The sequence below is a fragment of the Lentilactobacillus diolivorans DSM 14421 genome (assembly GCF_001434255.1).
Taxonomy (GTDB): domain Bacteria; phylum Bacillota; class Bacilli; order Lactobacillales; family Lactobacillaceae; genus Lentilactobacillus; species Lentilactobacillus diolivorans.
In genome coordinates, this window is the sequence record NZ_AZEY01000108.1 from 130,739 (window position 1) to 146,866 (window position 16,128).

18 protein-coding genes are annotated in these 16,128 nt (G+C 40.2%); 13 read left to right on the forward strand and 5 right to left on the reverse strand.

Annotated features, from left to right (window positions below; translation table 11 throughout):
* Positions 1 to 160 precede the first annotated feature (160 nt).
* Positions 161 to 718, reverse strand: a complete 558-nt coding sequence (locus tag FC85_RS14910) for a GNAT family N-acetyltransferase (RefSeq protein WP_147008596.1) — start codon at positions 716 to 718, stop codon at positions 161 to 163.
* A 100-nt stretch (positions 719 to 818) separates the two neighbouring features.
* Between FC85_RS14910 and FC85_RS14915 the strand changes: the two genes are divergently transcribed.
* A complete protein-coding gene (locus FC85_RS14915) occupies positions 819 to 1,280 on the forward strand; it encodes a GNAT family N-acetyltransferase (protein ID WP_057866309.1) in 462 nt (153 codons plus the stop codon).
* A gap of 94 nt (positions 1,281 to 1,374) precedes the next feature.
* Here FC85_RS14915 and FC85_RS14920 read toward each other — a convergent pair whose 3' ends face one another.
* Together FC85_RS14920 and FC85_RS14925 are read right to left on the reverse strand one after the other, a co-directional pair.
* Positions 1,375 to 1,998 (reverse strand): cation efflux transmembrane domain-containing protein, encoded by a 624-nt coding sequence (locus FC85_RS14920; RefSeq protein WP_057866310.1) that lies wholly within the window; start codon positions 1,996 to 1,998, stop codon positions 1,375 to 1,377.
* Between the two features lie 234 nt (positions 1,999 to 2,232).
* Positions 2,233 to 3,222 (reverse strand): aldo/keto reductase, encoded by a 990-nt coding sequence (locus tag FC85_RS14925; RefSeq protein WP_057866311.1) that lies wholly within the window; start codon positions 3,220 to 3,222, stop codon positions 2,233 to 2,235.
* An 82-nt stretch (positions 3,223 to 3,304) separates the two neighbouring features.
* Between FC85_RS14925 and FC85_RS14930 the strand changes: the two genes are divergently transcribed.
* From FC85_RS14930 to FC85_RS14960, 7 genes are all read left to right on the forward strand, one after another.
* Entirely contained in the window at positions 3,305 to 3,919 is a 615-nt protein-coding gene (locus FC85_RS14930) for an acyl-CoA thioesterase (RefSeq protein ID WP_225427612.1), read from the forward strand.
* 94 nt (positions 3,920 to 4,013) lie between these two features.
* Positions 4,014 to 4,454: a universal stress protein gene (locus FC85_RS14935; protein ID WP_057866312.1), complete on the forward strand. Its 441-nt coding sequence runs from the start codon at positions 4,014 to 4,016 to the stop codon at positions 4,452 to 4,454.
* Between the two features lie 415 nt (positions 4,455 to 4,869).
* Positions 4,870 to 5,367, forward strand: coding sequence for an RNA polymerase sigma factor (locus tag FC85_RS14940; RefSeq protein ID WP_057866313.1), 498 nt, complete (start codon positions 4,870 to 4,872; stop codon positions 5,365 to 5,367).
* On the forward strand, positions 5,354 to 6,277 hold the full coding sequence (locus tag FC85_RS14945) for an anti sigma factor C-terminal domain-containing protein (protein ID WP_057866314.1): 924 nt from the start codon (positions 5,354 to 5,356) through the stop codon (positions 6,275 to 6,277). The genes FC85_RS14940 and FC85_RS14945 overlap by 14 nt, the downstream gene beginning before the upstream one ends.
* 362 nt (positions 6,278 to 6,639) lie before the next feature.
* Positions 6,640 to 7,014, forward strand: coding sequence for a cupredoxin domain-containing protein (locus tag FC85_RS14950; RefSeq protein ID WP_057866315.1), 375 nt, complete (start codon positions 6,640 to 6,642; stop codon positions 7,012 to 7,014).
* Positions 7,015 to 7,036: 22 nt separating this feature from the next.
* Entirely contained in the window at positions 7,037 to 7,348 is a 312-nt protein-coding gene (locus FC85_RS14955; protein WP_057866316.1) for a cupredoxin domain-containing protein, read from the forward strand.
* A complete protein-coding gene (locus tag FC85_RS14960; protein WP_057866317.1) occupies positions 7,348 to 9,291 on the forward strand; it encodes a copper-translocating P-type ATPase in 1,944 nt (647 codons plus the stop codon). The genes FC85_RS14955 and FC85_RS14960 overlap by 1 nt, the downstream gene beginning before the upstream one ends.
* A 145-nt stretch (positions 9,292 to 9,436) precedes the next feature.
* Here FC85_RS14960 and FC85_RS14965 read toward each other — a convergent pair whose 3' ends face one another.
* Entirely contained in the window at positions 9,437 to 9,775 is a 339-nt protein-coding gene (locus FC85_RS14965; protein WP_225427613.1) for an ArsR/SmtB family transcription factor, read from the reverse strand.
* Between the two features lie 192 nt (positions 9,776 to 9,967).
* Between FC85_RS14965 and FC85_RS14970 the strand changes: the two genes are divergently transcribed.
* Positions 9,968 to 11,899: a heavy metal translocating P-type ATPase gene (locus FC85_RS14970; RefSeq protein WP_057866319.1), complete on the forward strand. Its 1,932-nt coding sequence runs from the start codon at positions 9,968 to 9,970 to the stop codon at positions 11,897 to 11,899.
* Between the two features lie 335 nt (positions 11,900 to 12,234).
* On the opposite strand, the gene FC85_RS14975 is transcribed toward FC85_RS14970, so the two are convergent.
* The gene (locus tag FC85_RS14975; RefSeq protein ID WP_307726105.1) at positions 12,235 to 13,491 is read right to left on the reverse strand and encodes a chloride channel protein; all 1,257 of its coding nucleotides are present in this window, start codon (positions 13,489 to 13,491) and stop codon (positions 12,235 to 12,237) included.
* Between the two features lie 113 nt (positions 13,492 to 13,604).
* Here FC85_RS14975 and FC85_RS15600 point away from each other — a divergent pair, with 113 nt between their 5' ends.
* The 4 genes from FC85_RS15600 to FC85_RS14990 all read left to right on the forward strand — a co-directional run bounded on the left by FC85_RS15600 (position 13,605) and on the right by FC85_RS14990 (position 15,618).
* Positions 13,605 to 13,739 (forward strand): type II toxin-antitoxin system RelE/ParE family toxin, encoded by a 135-nt coding sequence (locus FC85_RS15600; protein ID WP_083485163.1) that lies wholly within the window; start codon positions 13,605 to 13,607, stop codon positions 13,737 to 13,739.
* A 68-nt stretch (positions 13,740 to 13,807) separates the two neighbouring features.
* Entirely contained in the window at positions 13,808 to 14,101 is a 294-nt protein-coding gene (locus tag FC85_RS14980; protein WP_057866321.1) for a HigA family addiction module antitoxin, read from the forward strand.
* A 194-nt stretch (positions 14,102 to 14,295) separates the two neighbouring features.
* Complete coding sequence (locus tag FC85_RS14985) at positions 14,296 to 14,943, forward strand: aggregation-promoting factor C-terminal-like domain-containing protein (RefSeq protein WP_147008598.1); 648 nt, start codon at positions 14,296 to 14,298, stop codon at positions 14,941 to 14,943.
* A gap of 21 nt (positions 14,944 to 14,964) precedes the next feature.
* Positions 14,965 to 15,618 carry a hypothetical protein gene (locus FC85_RS14990; RefSeq protein WP_057866322.1) on the forward strand — a complete coding sequence of 218 codons (654 nt, stop codon included), beginning with the start codon at positions 14,965 to 14,967 and terminating at the stop codon, positions 15,616 to 15,618.
* The last annotated feature ends 510 nt before the right edge of the window (positions 15,619 to 16,128 follow it).

The following is a 16,128-nucleotide window of genomic DNA, read 5'->3' on the forward strand; positions in this document are numbered from 1 at the left end:
AATCGCGTCTTTTAAGGGAACATTGATATCTGGTGTGGTTGAGAGTTGATCAATATCATAGTCGTCGAACGAAATAACCCGGCTGCTTGGATATATTTGATTAAGTTGATTAATGAGTGTGGTTTTACCGCTGGCGGTGACACCACTAATTACGATGACATTACTTTTCGTTAGAAGCCATCTTCTTCCATTCTTTTTTTAAGATGCCATACTTAATTGAGTCATAGTACTGACCTTGCCAATATCGGACCTGGCGAATTTGGCCCTCCAATTTCATTCCGATTCGATCTCCAAGTGCCATCATTCGTTTGTTGCCTGACCAAGTGGTGAATCCAATGTGTGGTAACTGTGTGACATCCGTGAATAGATGATCTATCCAAAGTTTCAGAGCAGTTGATCCAATATGATTTCCCCAAGCCTCATCCGGGTAGATGGTGATACCAATATCCAACCAGCGTTTTAAATTACCGTCATCAAAGTAGGCAAATAGTGCACCGACAAGTTGCTGATCAAGGGTGATGACCCAGCGGTAGTCGTTATTTAGCCAGTCGCTGGGACCAATGTTTGTCAAAAAATCAATCTTGGTTGGCAGTTGATCATGAAAATAAGGACCGTTCCATTTTGTCCATTCAGCATTAGGATTACTGAAGGCAAGCTGCCAAAATGCTTTTAGCTCATCCGGCCTGAGTGGACGAATTTTAATCCGATTGTTAGTCACGAAAGATCATCTCTTTACAATAGTTTTGATTATTGAAATGATAGCATAATTTGAGCAATTGATTTGAACGTTGTGAATTTTACATGGTGGAGGTGACATCGTGCTTAAATTAGTTAAAATGACAGCCGAGATGTTCAAAAAGTATCAAGCAACGGCCGTTAAAGCTTATGCGGCCGAAAAGGTCAAAGCTGGGACTTGGCAAAAAGACGAGGCCCTTCAAAGGTCTCAATTAGCCTTTCAATCGCTGCTTCCGGACGGCTTTTCGAGCAAAAATAATTACTTTTATATGATTCAAAATAATACGCAACCGGTTGGGATGGTTTGGCTGGCTCAATATCATGAGAACTCCGATAAGGCCTTTATTTATGACATTCAAATCTACCCAGATTTTCAAAATCAGGGGTTCGGGACTCAGGCACTAAAGCTGATCGCCACTCAAGCAAAAGCACTGGGGTTCAAATCAATGGGGTTACATGTTTTCGGTCATAATAAACGGGCAATTCATGTTTACGAAAAAAGTGGCTTTCAACCAACGGATATTTCGATGGAAAAAGACTTGTGAATTTTCTAGCGCAAAACGGCCACTTCCTAACATGAAAGGAAGTGGCCGTTTATATTATTTAAGATTGTACTTCACTTTGACGCGGAATACCAAACTAGCCTTTGCGACCCTCTTGGAATGATTCCCAGCCTTCACTGGCAATAAAGTAAACCAAGATTAGTGCGGCGACTGAATCTGCCCACCACCAGTTAAATAGTGCTGTCAGCAAAGCACCAACTAAAACCGTTGCGGCCATGTAAGCGCAGGTGATGTTACACATACCGTCTTCTACCAACGCATCTGAATGAAGTGCTTTACCCAGTGACCGTTTCTTGAGAGTTAGGATTGGCATCAGGATAACTGAAGCAATCGCAATTGAGATTCCGGGAATACTGGTGTCAGCTGCTTGGTGATTTAAGAGATTGTAAAGTGAAACGCCGATGACATAGACTGATAATAAGAGCAGAACACTGCCAACGATGAGGGAAGACTTCCGCTCAGCTTGTTCAATTTCTGATCTGGGAGCACCGTTAGCTTCCTTGCGAAGGCGCCAAATGAGGGTACTGCCCGAAATAATTTCTAAAAAACTGTCTAAACCAAAGGCAATCAAGAGAATGGATCCAGCTTGAAGGCCTGAACTGAAACCAACTAAAAATTCGAAAGCCATCCACCCGGTTGAAAAATATTCTGTGTGGAGACTCCGACTAACTAATGAACTTGTGGTTGCGTGACTTTGCATGTGGTTTGGTCCTTTCGAAATAGCAAATTTAATATGATATTTATCTCATATGATGATTTTAACATATGATACTAATTTGTCTACTGTTTTTAACCCATGTTTAAGCTCAGCAAAAGAGCCTGGGGAAAATGATTCTTACCCCAAGCTCGCCACCATTAATCTGTTAAAAAATAGTTATTTTTATCAATCAAATTGTAATATCAAATATTGAAGCTAAATTAGCAAACAGCCAACTTATTTACCCAAAATCTGATCAATTTTGGCGAGTTCTTCATCAGAAAAGTCCAAATGATCCAATGCTTTAACGTTATCATCCAATTGGTCAGGGCGACTGGCACCAATTAAAACGGAAGCAATTTCCGGTTCACGTAAATTCCAAGCTAATGCCATTTCGGCTAATGATTGGCCACGACTTTTTGCAACTTGGTTTAATTGCTTAACTGTACTAATTGTTGCTTCAACTTGATCTTCATGTAAAAATGGACTGGTTGATTTATGAGCCCGTGAATCAGCAGGAATGCCATTTAAATATCGATCTGTCAAGAGTCCTTGAGCAAGGGAACTGAAGCTGACAGCAGCCTTACCTTCTGCTTTGAGGACTGGGAATAAGTCGCTTTCAATATGGCGGTCAAACATATTGTAACGAGGTTGATGGATCACAAACGGTGTATGCAGCTCATTGAATATTTTGGTGATTTCACGTGTTTGGGCACCGCTATAATTTGAAATCCCAACGTACAGGGCTTTTCCCTCGCGAACTAATTGATCAAGTGCTAATGCTGTTTCCTCGAACGGCGTATCTGGATCAGGACGGTGGCTGTAAAAAATATCAAAGTAGTCCAGACCAGTCCGCTTTAAACTTTGATTGGCGCTTGCAATGATATCCTTGCGTGATCCCCATTCACCATAAGGGCCGTCCCACATGCGATAACCGGCTTTGCTGGCGATGATCATTTCATCACGGTAGGGCTTCATATCTTCTGCCATAATGTGGCCAAAGTTCTCCTCGGCACTTCCGGGAATGGGGCCATAATTATTTGCTAAATCAAAATAGGTGATTCCGAGGTCAAATGCGCGATGAATAATTGCCTTTTGATTCTCATATGAATCAACGCTCCCAAAATTATGCCAGAGGCCTAAACTCAAAGCAGAAAGTTTGAGACCGCTTTTACCAACTCGCTTGTAAACCATTTTGTCATAGCGTTGTTCGTTTGCTTGATACATGTTTTTTCCTCCTCATTCGGTACAGTGCTTTCAGAACTGGTTTGAGTATAACATCTCACTCACATTTAGTAAATTTTAGTAAATGATAATTTGTTGGAATGCATTCTTAATCTTTAAAAATATTTGTCAGCCGGTCAATGGAACAGGTAAAATAACTACGTGGACTTTATTTAGATACAAGGGGGATTTTCATATCAAAAAAATAACTTGTGCCGAAACGTACGCAATTCATGAAAGCTATGTGTTTCCAAGGGACCTCAATAATGGCCAAATCCAATTTGGCGGCCGAACGCTGGAAATATTGGATGCCAATGCGGGAATCGCTGGTGTTAAATTTGCCCCGAGCAATTTATCGTTTGTAACAGCTGGCTATGATCACGTTCAGTTCTTATCACCACTTAAACAAAATGAAATTGTTAAGTGTACTTCCTATGTCACTGGTGCAAATCGACGAGCAATTGAAGTCTTTACCAAGTTTGAGAAGCAAGACAAACTAACTCGTGAAATTACGCCGGCTTTTATCGCCTTTTGTAGTTTAATTGTTACTAATCCGCTAAATGAAATTGATTTTCCGGAACTTGTTGCTGAAACTACCGAAGAGAAGTATCTTGTTGCAACTTATTCGGAACGTTTGAAGAAGCGTCAAGCAGAGCTGCAAGTTAATAAATCAATTCTTGCTCATTTGGAAAAGCATTAAATTTTTTCAAGCAAAATGAAAGCGTTACCTGTGGTGATTTGCGGAGAAAATGCTAAACTTTAAGTGGATACAAATATTATGGAGGTGTTTAATAATGTATGACACAATTTTAGTTCCAGTTGATGGCAGTGAAAATTCACAACGAGCCGTTCAAGAAGCAGCAGTTCTTGCTAAAAAATTCGGATCAACTTTGCAGATCGTTTCAGTTGCGAGTGATCAGCGCTATGTTCAGTATGGTGTCACTTTGGGGCAGGATGTGATGGAATCATTTAGAGACCGTGGCGAGGAGATCCTGGATGATGCTCAGGATGAAGCTGAAAAAGCGGGAGTTAAAGCTGAAATTCATTTTGTCGTTGGGATTCCTAAGATTCAAATTGCCAAGGTTTTACCCGAGAAGTATGGGGCATCATTGATCGTGATGGGTAAATCCGGGGTTAACGGTCTTTCCAGAGCTATCTTGGGATCGACCACTGCTTACGTTGTTAGACACTCAACAGTTAATGTTATGGTAGTTGATTATCCCAAAGATGATTAAGGTAGATGATCATCTTTAGGTTAGCCATTGATTATCCTCGAATTGAATACGTCCAATGTGCAGAGCGGGACAAAAGGCGCTTAACTTCCAGGGTGTAATCGGATAATTCGGTTACGCGGCCGGAAGTTAAGCGCCTTTTGTCCCGCGTTTTTGCTTGGTAATAATTGTATTGACACTAACAGAGATTGGGGAAAATGACTATTGTCCCAACCCCTTTTTTGCATAATCACGATTATTATCAAGTGAAAATGTGGGCAGAAAGTTAACTACCTTTCTTCCTAGTCTGATCTTTTATGCCATTATTGAACCAGTAACTGTAAATTTATAATGCGTTTTTATTCGAAATTGAGAAAAATGACGTCATTTCGTTACTTTCTCTAATCTAATTCGTTGTACAGAGTGAAAGGGGGTTGTCATGAGACTTGATGGGTACGAAAAAATACTTAAACAGATATCAACTGAATTAGTTAATTATTTGGTTCAGCAGGGCGCCAACCGTGAAGTTGCTCAAGACGTTGTTCAGGACGTTTTCGTTAAAGTTCTTGAAATGGATTTAATTTTGCCACCGAATAAAATTAGGCCTTATATGTACCAAATGGCAAAAAGGAAGTACATTGACTACTATCGACGAAAAAAGCGATTTTATCAGATCTTAGAACGCTATTTAATTCCACAAGTTAAAGAGAATCAACCTCCAGTTCTGCCTCCTTCTGACGAGAGGATTGGTAGCCTGCTGAATCAATTATCTGATCGAGATAAACAGATTTTGAAGATGAAATACTTAGATCAGTATTCGGTGAAACAAATTGCCGAAGTCATGGGGAAGAGTCAGGCGGCAGTTAAGATGATTCTTTATCGGATTAAACACAGGTTAAGAAAGGTATTAGGTGATAAACGAAATGGACGACAATAAGAAATTTGAAAGATTGGCGTTACGAGTTAAACTAAAACGGTGGTTAATGACTATTCTTTTGATAGTTGTGATGGTACCAGTTATGGCGGGAATTGGATATAAAGTTACACAGAATTTATCGAGTACGCAGACTGAAAAATTAATGACTCAATTTACGATTAGGCAAGAAGTCATGGCTCCCAATATTCAATCCAGTGATTTGTACATTAGCAATAGTGGCTTGGGCGGTGGCGAAGTTTCCAGCCATGAATACAAAGATATTGACGGTTATCATATTCCGTGGGGAAGCGCGAATGGCACATATAATTGGCTATATAGTGAAATCAATAATGATAATCTTGTGGATACGACCCGAACGGCTGCTTACAATCGGGTGACACAGGAGAAGATTCCAATGTTTTACAATAATCAGGTCACAAATCCGGCTATAAAGAAGGCTAACGAGTTAGCCGCTGTTTCCAGCATGCACAACTATGTTGCTGAAGTTGCGGTCAGCTTTGATCAACCGATGACTTATCAACAAATTTTAGCTAAATTACCGAAGAATATTCGGGCTAACTGGTTCTGGATTGGTGTTGGTGGTCAAGCGGATCCAACACTTCAAGATAATAATTTGATGGGCATTCGATCAGTTGGCGGTAAAATTACCGATTTAAGTTATCACAGTTTTTGGAAGACCTTAAAAGCTGCAAAAAAGGGAAATTTAGGTCAATTCAATCAATTTTCACTTAGTAAATACGCAACTCAGTATGCTAAAAAATACTCATCTTTAAGGCAAGCCAAATTTGCCGGCGTCATTTTGACGGGTAAAAGTGAAAGTTTCAAGGCGCTGAGAAATCGTTCTTGGATCAGTGAGAGTTCAGTTGGGGCAACGATTAAACGGGTACCTTATATTGAACCGAAGTATTGATTATTCCATATTGTATTAGTTAGTAGGCCAAGTTCCTAAAACTAAAGGATAAAACAGATGAAATTTGTGTTTGGCTGTTTTATCCTCTTTTTATGCTTAAAATCTGGCCTTGAATTAAGCCTTGAGTTGGGATTAATCATAGACATATAAATGAACTAAACGGCCTTGGCTCAAAGATATTTCTGAAGAGCCTAAAAAAATATCACTCTTTCTGTTTACAAATGTAAACTTTGGGGTTATTCTATTAATTGAGGTTACAGACGTAAACTTAGCAGGCAGAATATACAGGCCAAGTTAATTAAATACTTAGCCATTTAGTTGAAAGTAAGAGACACAAGATAACGTAAAGGAGTGGTCAAATAATGATGCAGATGGTAACGCTGGGAGTGGCAATTCTTTTAATCGCCTTTATTATTTGGTGGTTTTTCGGCAAACATGAGGAACAAACCGAAGATGCTCAAATTGCCAACAATCAACAAGAGACGACCGTTGTGGTTGATGGTGGCTATTCACCAAGTACCTTGGTTTTAAAAAAAGGTGTGCCAGCCAAAATTAATTTTCAAATGAATGATTCAACGGCTTGTCTATCACACGTTGTTTTTGAAAAGTTAGGGATTGATAAGGATTTGACGAAGCAAAAGATGACTCAAATTGAAATTCCAACTGACAGAGCCGAGGAATTTGACTTTGCATGTGGGATGAATATGTTCCACGGTAAAGTCATTGTTAAAAACTAATTAAAGAAAGCGGGAAATTAAAATGAATTTAAAAAATTTTTTTAACGGTAAAAGCAACCAGAATACTAATGGTGAACAGCTTATTAAGATTGATGTTAATCGGGGATACGAACCCAGTGAAGTAACCATTAAACAGGGTGTTCCAGCCAAACTTGTTTTTCATCGAACCAATGATGCAATGTGTTTGTCGAAAGTGCAATCACAAGATTTGGCGTTTGATGAAGCCTTACCGCTGAATCAAGATGTTGAAATTCCGATTAATACTGATCAATCCGGTGAGTTTAATTTCGCTTGTGGGATGAACATGTTTCATGGAAAGGTGGTTATCAACTGATGAAATTGTCGAATATGTGGAAGTTCTGGATTTCCTTGATCTTAGCGATTCCAATGCTTCTTCAAATGATCATGATGCCGTTTCATTGGATGATGCCTGCTTATAATTGGGTGGCCTTTATTACCACAACGATCATTATGTTGGTTGCCGCAGCACCTTATTGGAAGAGTGCTTGGGCAGCCTTTAAGCATCATAACGCAAACATGAATACGTTGGTTGCGGTTGGAACGTCGGTGGCCTACTTTTACTCATTGTTTGCGATGGTTACCGGACGGGAAGTTTATTTTGAAAGTGCTGCTTTGGTAACGGTTTTCGTTCTTCTGGGCGACGCGTTGGAAGAACGAATGCACAACAGCGCTTCAAATGCCTTGGGGAAACTTTTAAATTTGCAAGTTAAGGAAGCGGAGGTTTTATCTGACGGTCAATACATTAAAGTACCACTTGAGAAGGTGCAGGTTGGCGACTTGATTCGGGTTCGGCCGGGTGAAAAGGTGCCGGTTGACGGTGTCGTAACCGAAGGCGCCACCAACATTAACGAGTCAATGGTAACTGGCGAGAGTATGCCCGTGACTAAAAAAGCTGGTGATGCCGTTATCGGTTCGACGATTAACGCTGACGGGATGATTATTTTCCGCGCTACTAAAGTTGGTAAAGATACGGCGTTGGCACAAATCGTTGAATTGGTTAAAAAGGCTCAAACCAGTCATGCACCGATTCAAAACCTGACTGATAAACTTTCCGGTATTTTTGTACCAGCTGTGCTGATTGCAGCTATTTCAACCTATGTCATTTGGTTTGTCTTTCTCGGGGCACCGGCGGTTCAAGCGATGCTATTCGCTGTGTCAGTCATTGTGATCGCTTGTCCATGTGCGTTAGGGCTGGCAACCCCCACTGCTTTAATGGTGGGTACCGGCCGATCGGCTAAAATGGGCGTTTTAATCAAAAATGGCCAGGCGCTTGAAGAAGTTAACATGGTTAAAACAGTGGTTTTTGATAAAACGGGGACAATCACGGCTGGTAAACCGGTTGTTACCGATGTTATTGGCGATCAAACAAAAGTCCTTCAAGTTGCTGCAAGTTTGGAAGAATCTTCAGAACACCCGTTAGCCAATGCTGTAATGGCTAAAGTGAGTGATGCAAAGGTGGCATATCCAAAAGCCCGGGATTTTAAAAATATTGAGGGTAAAGGGGTCAAAGCCGTTGTTAATGGCGAAAAAGCCTCTATTGGTAGTGACAAATTACTTGAAGACTATCAAATATCGAATCAGATGAAAACAAAAATGGCGCAGTTGCAAAATGATGCTAAAACCGTTGTGCTGGTCGGTTTGTCAGGAAAAATCATTGGCTTGGTTGCCATCCAAGATACGCCTAAGAAGACCGCTGCCAAAGCAATCGCCGAGTTACGATCACGTGGGCTTAAAACGGTGATGTTGACTGGTGATAATCAACGGGTCGCTCAGGCAATTGGCAAGCAGGTTGGCATTGATCAAGTAATTGCTGGCGTTTTACCGAATGAAAAAGCTGACCATGTCAAAGCCTTGCAGCAGTCTGGTAAAGTTGCCTTTGTAGGTGATGGTATCAATGACGCACCAGCCTTAACAGTCGCCGATGTTGGGATTGCCATGGGTTCCGGGACTGACATTGCGATTGAATCCGGAGAAATTATCTTAATTCAAAATGATCTTTTAGGTGTCGTTCGGGCACTTGATATTTCTAAAAAGACATTTAACCGAATTAAGCTGAATCTCTTTTGGGCATTTATTTACAATTTGATTGGGATTCCAATTTCAGCGGGAATCTTAGTTGGCATTGGCTTACAATTAAGTCCTGAATTAGCTGGATTGGCAATGGCTTTCTCATCAGTTTCGGTTGTGACGTCGTCATTGATGTTAAATAAGACTAAAATTGCTGGCGACCATGATGCACAGCAGGTAGCAGCCTAAACCCGATTAGCTGATTTTAACTGATGATTTCTAGTAAAATGTAATTTGATAAAGTGATCAAATAGAAATTGGTCATTAATTCAACTCATAAAAAATGCTTTAACCTGATTGCTGTTTGCAAAGCGGTTAAAGCATTTTTTGTCGTCTATTCTTCGTCAATATGGTCAATCATTTGATTGAATATTTGAACAATATGGCGATCTGTCAGTTGATAATGAATCTGTTTACCAATACGGGTGCCACTGACGAGTCGATTATCTTTTAAAACTCGGAGTTGGTGAGAAATACTTGATTGGCTCATTCCGAGAATAGCAACGATTTCGTTAACGCTTAATGATGTTTCGGCTAGCGCCAGCAGAATTCGGGCACGGGTTGGATCGGCAATTATTTTAAAGACGTTGGTCACTGTGTCGACTTTGTCAGCTAATGGAATACCGTTATTTTTCATTTTTGCGTAGGTTTGTTTATGATCTTGCTCGGTCAAATTGTTGCCCCCCATAGATACTGCTGTTTTTTTAACTGTATGGATTATTGGAAAAAATGTCAAGCCGACGGATAGTTACTTGTTAAGATTGGTCTCGTATGATATCATACTCATATGAATGGATACTCATATGAAAAGGTAAGCATATAAAATGCAATCAACTTGATTAGCCAAATACGAGGAGGAGCTGGCATGAGAATCAAAAGAGTGGCAACTAAGCTGTATGGATTAGGATTAATTCTTTATTTAATTGGGTTGGCAATTAATTTTGCAAAGGGTGGAACACTGGCGGTTAATCTTCTGTATTTGGCAGCAACGCTTTTTTCGGGCTACCATATTATCTGGGAAGGCTTTGAAAAAACCATTGTTGATACCAGGAAGGCTCGTCGGTTTATGCCAAACATTCATTTGTTGATGTCGTTAGGTGCACTTGGTGCGATTATTATTGGCAACTATGAGGAAGCGGCATTACTTATTTTGATTTTCGCTGGCGCCCATTTTCTAGAGGGGTATGCTGAAGGGAAAAGCAAGCGAGAGATTAAGACGCTGTTGGAAATGACACCAGTTAAAGCCAAACGGATTGATGCTTTTGGCAATATTCGTGAGATTGTCATTGATGAGGTTAAACTTGGTGATCATTTACAAGTTCAAAATGGTGACCAAATTCCCATTGACGGTGAAATTGTTGATGGTCAAAGTGATATTAATGAAGCCACGATCAATGGTGAGAGTATGCCGCGGGAAAAGGGGCCGGGAGATCCGGTATTTGCTGGAACAGTCAATGGCAGTCGCCCGTTTGTTATGGAAGCAACTAAAACAAAAGATGACACGGTATTGGCTAGAATCCTGCAGTTGGTCGAACAGTCGCAAAATGATTTGAGTAAAACGGCAACAAAGATCAAACGGTTAGAACCGAAATATGTCATTGCCGTTTTAAGTTTAGTACCACTGTTCTTCTTATTTGGATATCTTATTGCAGACTGGGGGATGAGTGTTAGTCTTTATCGAAGTATTGTGTTCCTTATTTCGGCTTCTCCCTGTGCTTTTGCTGCCGCGGCAATTCCTGCCACACTATCCGCTATTTCCAATTTAGCCAGAAGGGGTGTCCTGTTTAAGGGTGGTTCGTACCTGGCTAATCTTGCTGAATTAGAGACGGTGGCGTTCGATAAAACAGGGACTTTAACCAATGGGACCCCACAAGTTACTCATTTTTATTTGGTAGATGAAAGTCAAAAAGACGATGTCATTAATGTTATCTATGCCATTGAAAGCCAGATCAATCATCCCTTAGCCATGGCGATTACCAATTATTTAAGACCGACCGAGAAGTGGCAGCTTTCAGTTAACAACGAGGTTGGTAAGGGCGCAACAGCAACCTATTTGGAAGATGACTATTCAATTAAAAAGCCAACTTTGTTTAAGCAGGTTCCTGAAGCAATCAAAATAAAACAGTTAGCGCTGGCTAATCAAGGCAGAACGGTTGTCTATCTTGCTAAAAACAATGTTGTTATTGGTTTGATTGCGTTAATGGACACGCCCAGTAAAAACGCGAAGGCGACGATTCAATTTTTAAAGGACCAGCGAATTCATACCGTGATGATCACCGGAGATTCCAGACAAACTGGTGAAGCGATTGGCAATGAATTAGGAATCGACGAAGTGATCACGAATGTGCTGCCTGAAGAAAAAGTTGACGTGATTCGCCAGCAGAAAGCCGCCGGGAAAATGACCGGAATGGTTGGGGATGGTGTGAATGACGCGCCGGCTTTGGTTACGGCCGATGTTGGTGTCGCAATGGGTGGTGGCACTGACGTGGCTATTGATGTTGCCGATGTTGTTTTGATGGAAAATGAGTTGTCAAAATTTACAGAGTCATATCAAATGGCGAAACGGTTAAACCGAATTGTTTGGCAGAATATTATTTTTGCAATATTAGTGGTTATTAGCCTGATTGGTCTAAACTTTTTTGGACTGATGACGATTGGCTTAGGCGTTTTTATGCATGAAGGAAGTACATTGCTCGTTATTTTGAATGGTCTGCGTCTGTTAAAAACGAAACGGATTGTGAACGACGAGCATCATGGTCCTCGCAGCAAAGTTGGTATTGTCAATATTGCCGAGTAATTGGGAACAATTAGAATCGAACTGTCGAAAATCAAAAGAACAATTGACTAAATGTGCAAAAATGAATGAGAGTGGGACGAAAGGCGGTTAACTTCCAGAGCATAATCGGATTATCCGAATATTCCGGGCTTGAATGTTTGGATAATTCGGTTAGGCGGCAGGAAGTTGCCTTTTGGCGCACGTTTTCACTTGGTAATAATCGTGATTACACAAAACGGGACTGGGACAAAATTACTTTCGTCCCAGCCCCATTTATTTAATAAATCCTCATTACAAGATGAACTAGCAGGTTGAATGGAATTGTACAATCCATTTGCGATTTGATCTTGAATTTTTTAGAGGGGATTCGACTTGATGGTTGTTTTTAAAACGATTTTGGCAACTCCGGTTGAGATAATGACCCCCAACCCCAGCGGAATTAAAGCAGAATAATTTAAATGACTGACTTCAATGATCATAAATAAAGCCATTAATGGTGCTTGTTGCGAGGCAGCTAGTAAACTACAGCCTCCTAGTACTGAAAATTGCCAGACCGGGATAGTGGTTATTGGAGCGACAATCATCCCGGCAATTGTTCCAATGACTGCGCCGATCGCAATTGAAGGTGTTAAAGTACCGCCAGCAGCCCCTGAGCGGATTGTCAAGACCGTTACCAGTCCTTTGATCAAACCACTTAAAAGTAATAATAAAATGAAGTGGTTACTCGTTGTGCTGATTGCCATTTGAGCGAGTGGTCGACCATTTCCCATAATTTGTGGAAATTGCGTGAGTGTGACACCGGTTATCAGCGCCATCAATGGCAGCTGCCATAAAATATGATTACTTTTGGTCTGATGCTTTTCTGCCCACGTGAATGCTTTTCTGAATAGGCCACCGGCAATCCCACATAGAGCTGCGATGACGATGACAAAAGGTAGAAAAGTTGCGTCAAAGTTTGTGTGACCAACTAAATAATAGGGTTCAACGCCCCTGACACTTGAACTCACCAACATGGCGATGATTGACATGCTGAGGCTGACACCAACTGTTCGAAAACTGATCTTTTTTAGCAGGATTTCGATACAAAAGAACATCCCGGTAATTGGTGCGTTATAAACGCCGGCAAATCCAGCACCAGCAGCAGCGGCCATTAAAAGTTTAACATCATCTTTAGATAAAACGGCCAGGTGATATTTAAGCAATAGATCGTTCCATTTTTGGGCGATCATTGCCCCAGCCTCTCGTGGCGCCAACTCGCGACCAACCGAGCCACCGGTTCCCACGTAAAAGATTTGGGTGATGACGTGAATCGCTGTTTGGATTGCCGGCATGTTTTGACCACTCAAGCCGGTTTTAATGGTAACGGGAGGTTTCACTTTGGTTCTTAAAATCCACCAAATAATGGCTGAAATAATCCCACCAGCGAAAACGGCCCATAACCGGGTACCGGGGGCAACATCAATGCCCATCGGATAACGGGCGGTTTCTTCAAAGTGTAGAAAAAGATGCTCAACAAAATTTAGTAATAATCCTAAAAATAGTGAGCTCAGCCCAACGATCAATCCAAGAACAATGCTTGAAATTATTAAAATAATGGTTTCTTTTTTTCTCATAAAAATAATATACCACGTTTTGACTAGCATGTGAGAAGAAGCGATAACCTCGGAAGGTTAGAAGAATTAGTACTGCAGGTTTTCTTTTGAGTCGTCTGGTAGCTTTACAGAAAATGCTGATGATTGACAACGCCACAAATATAAATGATTTAAGGATTCCACCAGTAAATCATTTAGAACGATTGAGTGGTGAACAAAAAGGACAGTTTAGCATCAAGATTAATGATCAATATCGAATCTGCTTTTAGGTTGAAAGCTCAAACGATTTCACGCATGTAGAAATTGTTGATTACCATTGAAGATAGGAGAAATTGATATGAATGAAATTCCAACACCCAAAATTAGTGAAATTTTAGAGAAAGAATTTATGAAACCATTGAATCTTTCAGCCTATGCGCTTGCAAAGCAGATTAAAGTTTCGACATTAAGAGTCCAAGATATTTTGCATAGTCGATGTAAGATAACAGTAGATACATCAGTTAGACTGGGCAGAATATTTGGTGTATCTGATCGGTACTTTTTAAATTTACAAAATGACATTGATTTACGTAAGGCCGAGAAAAGCAATGGTGACGAGTATCGTTTAATAAAGAGATACCAGCTAAATTAACAAAGCTTTTATCAAAGGGGCATCATATTGAAATGTATGCTAAGTGGTTTTTGGCTCATTGTAAAAGGTTAAATCCTTCATAAGGTTAACAAATTATTAAGATGGTCATCCTGACGGAACATTGTTTGTATTTTGAGAGCCAAGAACTACAGTGGAGATGAATCAAAAATAAAGTTTGTAAGAAAATTATCGATATGAAACTATCAAAAACAGGAATTGTTTTGTTGTCTAGCTTAGTTTTAAGTGGACTAGGGATGGTTACGCTTGATAATCCAACAGTTAAGGCCAATGTAACGCCGACCGTTGTTACAACGACTAATGATTCTAACGATACTACAGGTACAGATCCGCAAATAGATCAACAGGGGATTGTCCCAGTTGCTAACGAGGATAACAATACGTTGCAGCAAGTTGCTAACAATAACAATGTTGATTTGAGTACTTTGGAATCACTTAATGGTAACGTTGATCCTAATCAGCCACTACCTGATGGGACGCCAATTTATCTACCACAGAACCAAATTGCAAGTGCTAATTCTTTGGATGCAGAAGATGCCACTTCTGCCAAATCAGGATTATCAGAAGCACAATGGGAAGAATTCTATGAAAGTTATAGTAAGGCTAATCGAGACGCTAAGATTTGGATTGCTAAGCACGAATCTGGTTTCAGTTATTCAGCTAGAAATGGTCAATACATTGGTCGCTTCCAATTAACCTCATCGTATTTAAATGGTGATTATAGTGTGGAGAATCAAGAGCGTACAGCTGATAAATATGTAAGTAATCGGTACGGTTCTTGGACGGCTGCTAAAGCACATTGGGAAGCATATGGTTGGTACTGATTAGATTAGAGGGTGGTCTAAATGAAACTAAAGAATATTGTATTAGCTGGAATAGCAGTTTTATCACTAGTGACATTAGCAGCACCAACGGTTTACGCAAGGCGAGACAGCCATAATGTTCAAACAGATCATAATGACATGATTCGCAGTTCACAATTAGCCAAAGAAGGATATGTATTTCGCTTGGATGGAATGGATGAAGCGGATGGTGGTTTGTGGAGCCAACCATTTGGACAAAACAAACGTGATTTAACAAGTATCAAAACCATTCACAAAATAATTAAAAATCACGTGAATTTTAAAATTTACCGAGTTTGGCATTATAAAAATGGCATGCAATATAAAGTTACTTCAAGGTCTGGTCAATATCGTGGTTGGATTGATGACCACTTTATCTACAACAAATACAGTCTTGATAAGCAATTGCAACCAATTATCTATCAAGAACGAAAGGTTGTTGGGAGTATCAACACTAAGTATCCTTTTACAACGAATTATCAGGCAGCTGATCTAAAAGCTTATCGTAATGACTTAACTAAAGCCGGCGAAGAGGCTAATCAACTTACTGGCAATAAGAAACCGATTGCTTTGAAGTCAGTGCGACAAGTTAAGGGATATATTAAACACCACAATGATAATTTAATACCAACTTTATTGTGGCAAAGAGTAAAATAATCTTGCTCGATTTTTAGATATGATGTTCAAGTATCCGTGCAAAACAGTCTAAACTTTGTGGTCAGAGTGAGACAAAAGGCGGTTAACTTCCAGAGTACAACTGGATTATCCGAATATTCCGGGCTTGAATATTGGGATAATTCGGTTGTACGGCAGGAAGTTGCCTTTTATCTCACGTTTCGACTCGGTAATAATCGTGATTACACAAATAGGGGCTGGGACAAAATTACTTTTGCCCCAGCCCCACCACTTTTTCTATGTTGAGTACTCACAAATAAGGGAACCTTTAGTCGATGAACTTTTTTGACTTTGGCAAATAAGGTCTGACTTTTATCTGAATCAAAAGCTCTTATTATGTGGGTGGGTTGCTTTAGCTAGATAGGAATTATGTGTCGTGATGTAATGAAGATACAAAAAGAAGGCCTTGCTTTGATTTCTTTTACGTATTCGTTAATTAACGCGTTGTGCTAGTTATGAAACATTCAAGCATAGCGGCCAAGTTTCAAGCCG

Bases quoted from the DNA above. Each gene is read 5' to 3' on its own strand.
- FC85_RS14935 (WP_057866312.1), top strand. From the start codon at position 4,014: ATGTATGACACAATTTTAGTTCCAGTTGATGGCAGTGAAAATTCACAA.
- FC85_RS14990 (WP_057866322.1), top strand. From the start codon at position 14,965: ATGAAACTAAAGAATATTGTATTAGCTGGAATAGCAGTTTTATCACTA.
- FC85_RS14980 (WP_057866321.1), top strand. From the start codon at position 13,808: ATGAATGAAATTCCAACACCCAAAATTAGTGAAATTTTAGAGAAAGAA.
- FC85_RS14940 (WP_057866313.1), top strand. From the start codon at position 4,870: ATGAGACTTGATGGGTACGAAAAAATACTTAAACAGATATCAACTGAA.
- FC85_RS14920 (WP_057866310.1), bottom strand. From the start codon at position 1,998: ATGCAAAGTCACGCAACCACAAGTTCATTAGTTAGTCGGAGTCTCCAC.
- FC85_RS15600 (WP_083485163.1), top strand. From the start codon at position 13,605: ATGCTGATGATTGACAACGCCACAAATATAAATGATTTAAGGATTCCA.
- FC85_RS14945 (WP_057866314.1), top strand. From the start codon at position 5,354: ATGGACGACAATAAGAAATTTGAAAGATTGGCGTTACGAGTTAAACTA.
- FC85_RS14925 (WP_057866311.1), bottom strand. From the start codon at position 3,222: ATGTATCAAGCAAACGAACAACGCTATGACAAAATGGTTTACAAGCGA.
- FC85_RS14950 (WP_057866315.1), top strand. From the start codon at position 6,640: ATGATGCAGATGGTAACGCTGGGAGTGGCAATTCTTTTAATCGCCTTT.
- FC85_RS14930 (WP_225427612.1), top strand. From the start codon at position 3,305: ATGATAATTTGTTGGAATGCATTCTTAATCTTTAAAAATATTTGTCAG.
- FC85_RS14955 (WP_057866316.1), top strand. From the start codon at position 7,037: ATGAATTTAAAAAATTTTTTTAACGGTAAAAGCAACCAGAATACTAAT.
- FC85_RS14985 (WP_147008598.1), top strand. From the start codon at position 14,296: ATGAAACTATCAAAAACAGGAATTGTTTTGTTGTCTAGCTTAGTTTTA.
- FC85_RS14960 (WP_057866317.1), top strand. From the start codon at position 7,348: ATGAAATTGTCGAATATGTGGAAGTTCTGGATTTCCTTGATCTTAGCG.
- FC85_RS14975 (WP_307726105.1), bottom strand. From the start codon at position 13,491: ATGAGAAAAAAAGAAACCATTATTTTAATAATTTCAAGCATTGTTCTT.
- FC85_RS14970 (WP_057866319.1), top strand. From the start codon at position 9,968: ATGAGAATCAAAAGAGTGGCAACTAAGCTGTATGGATTAGGATTAATT.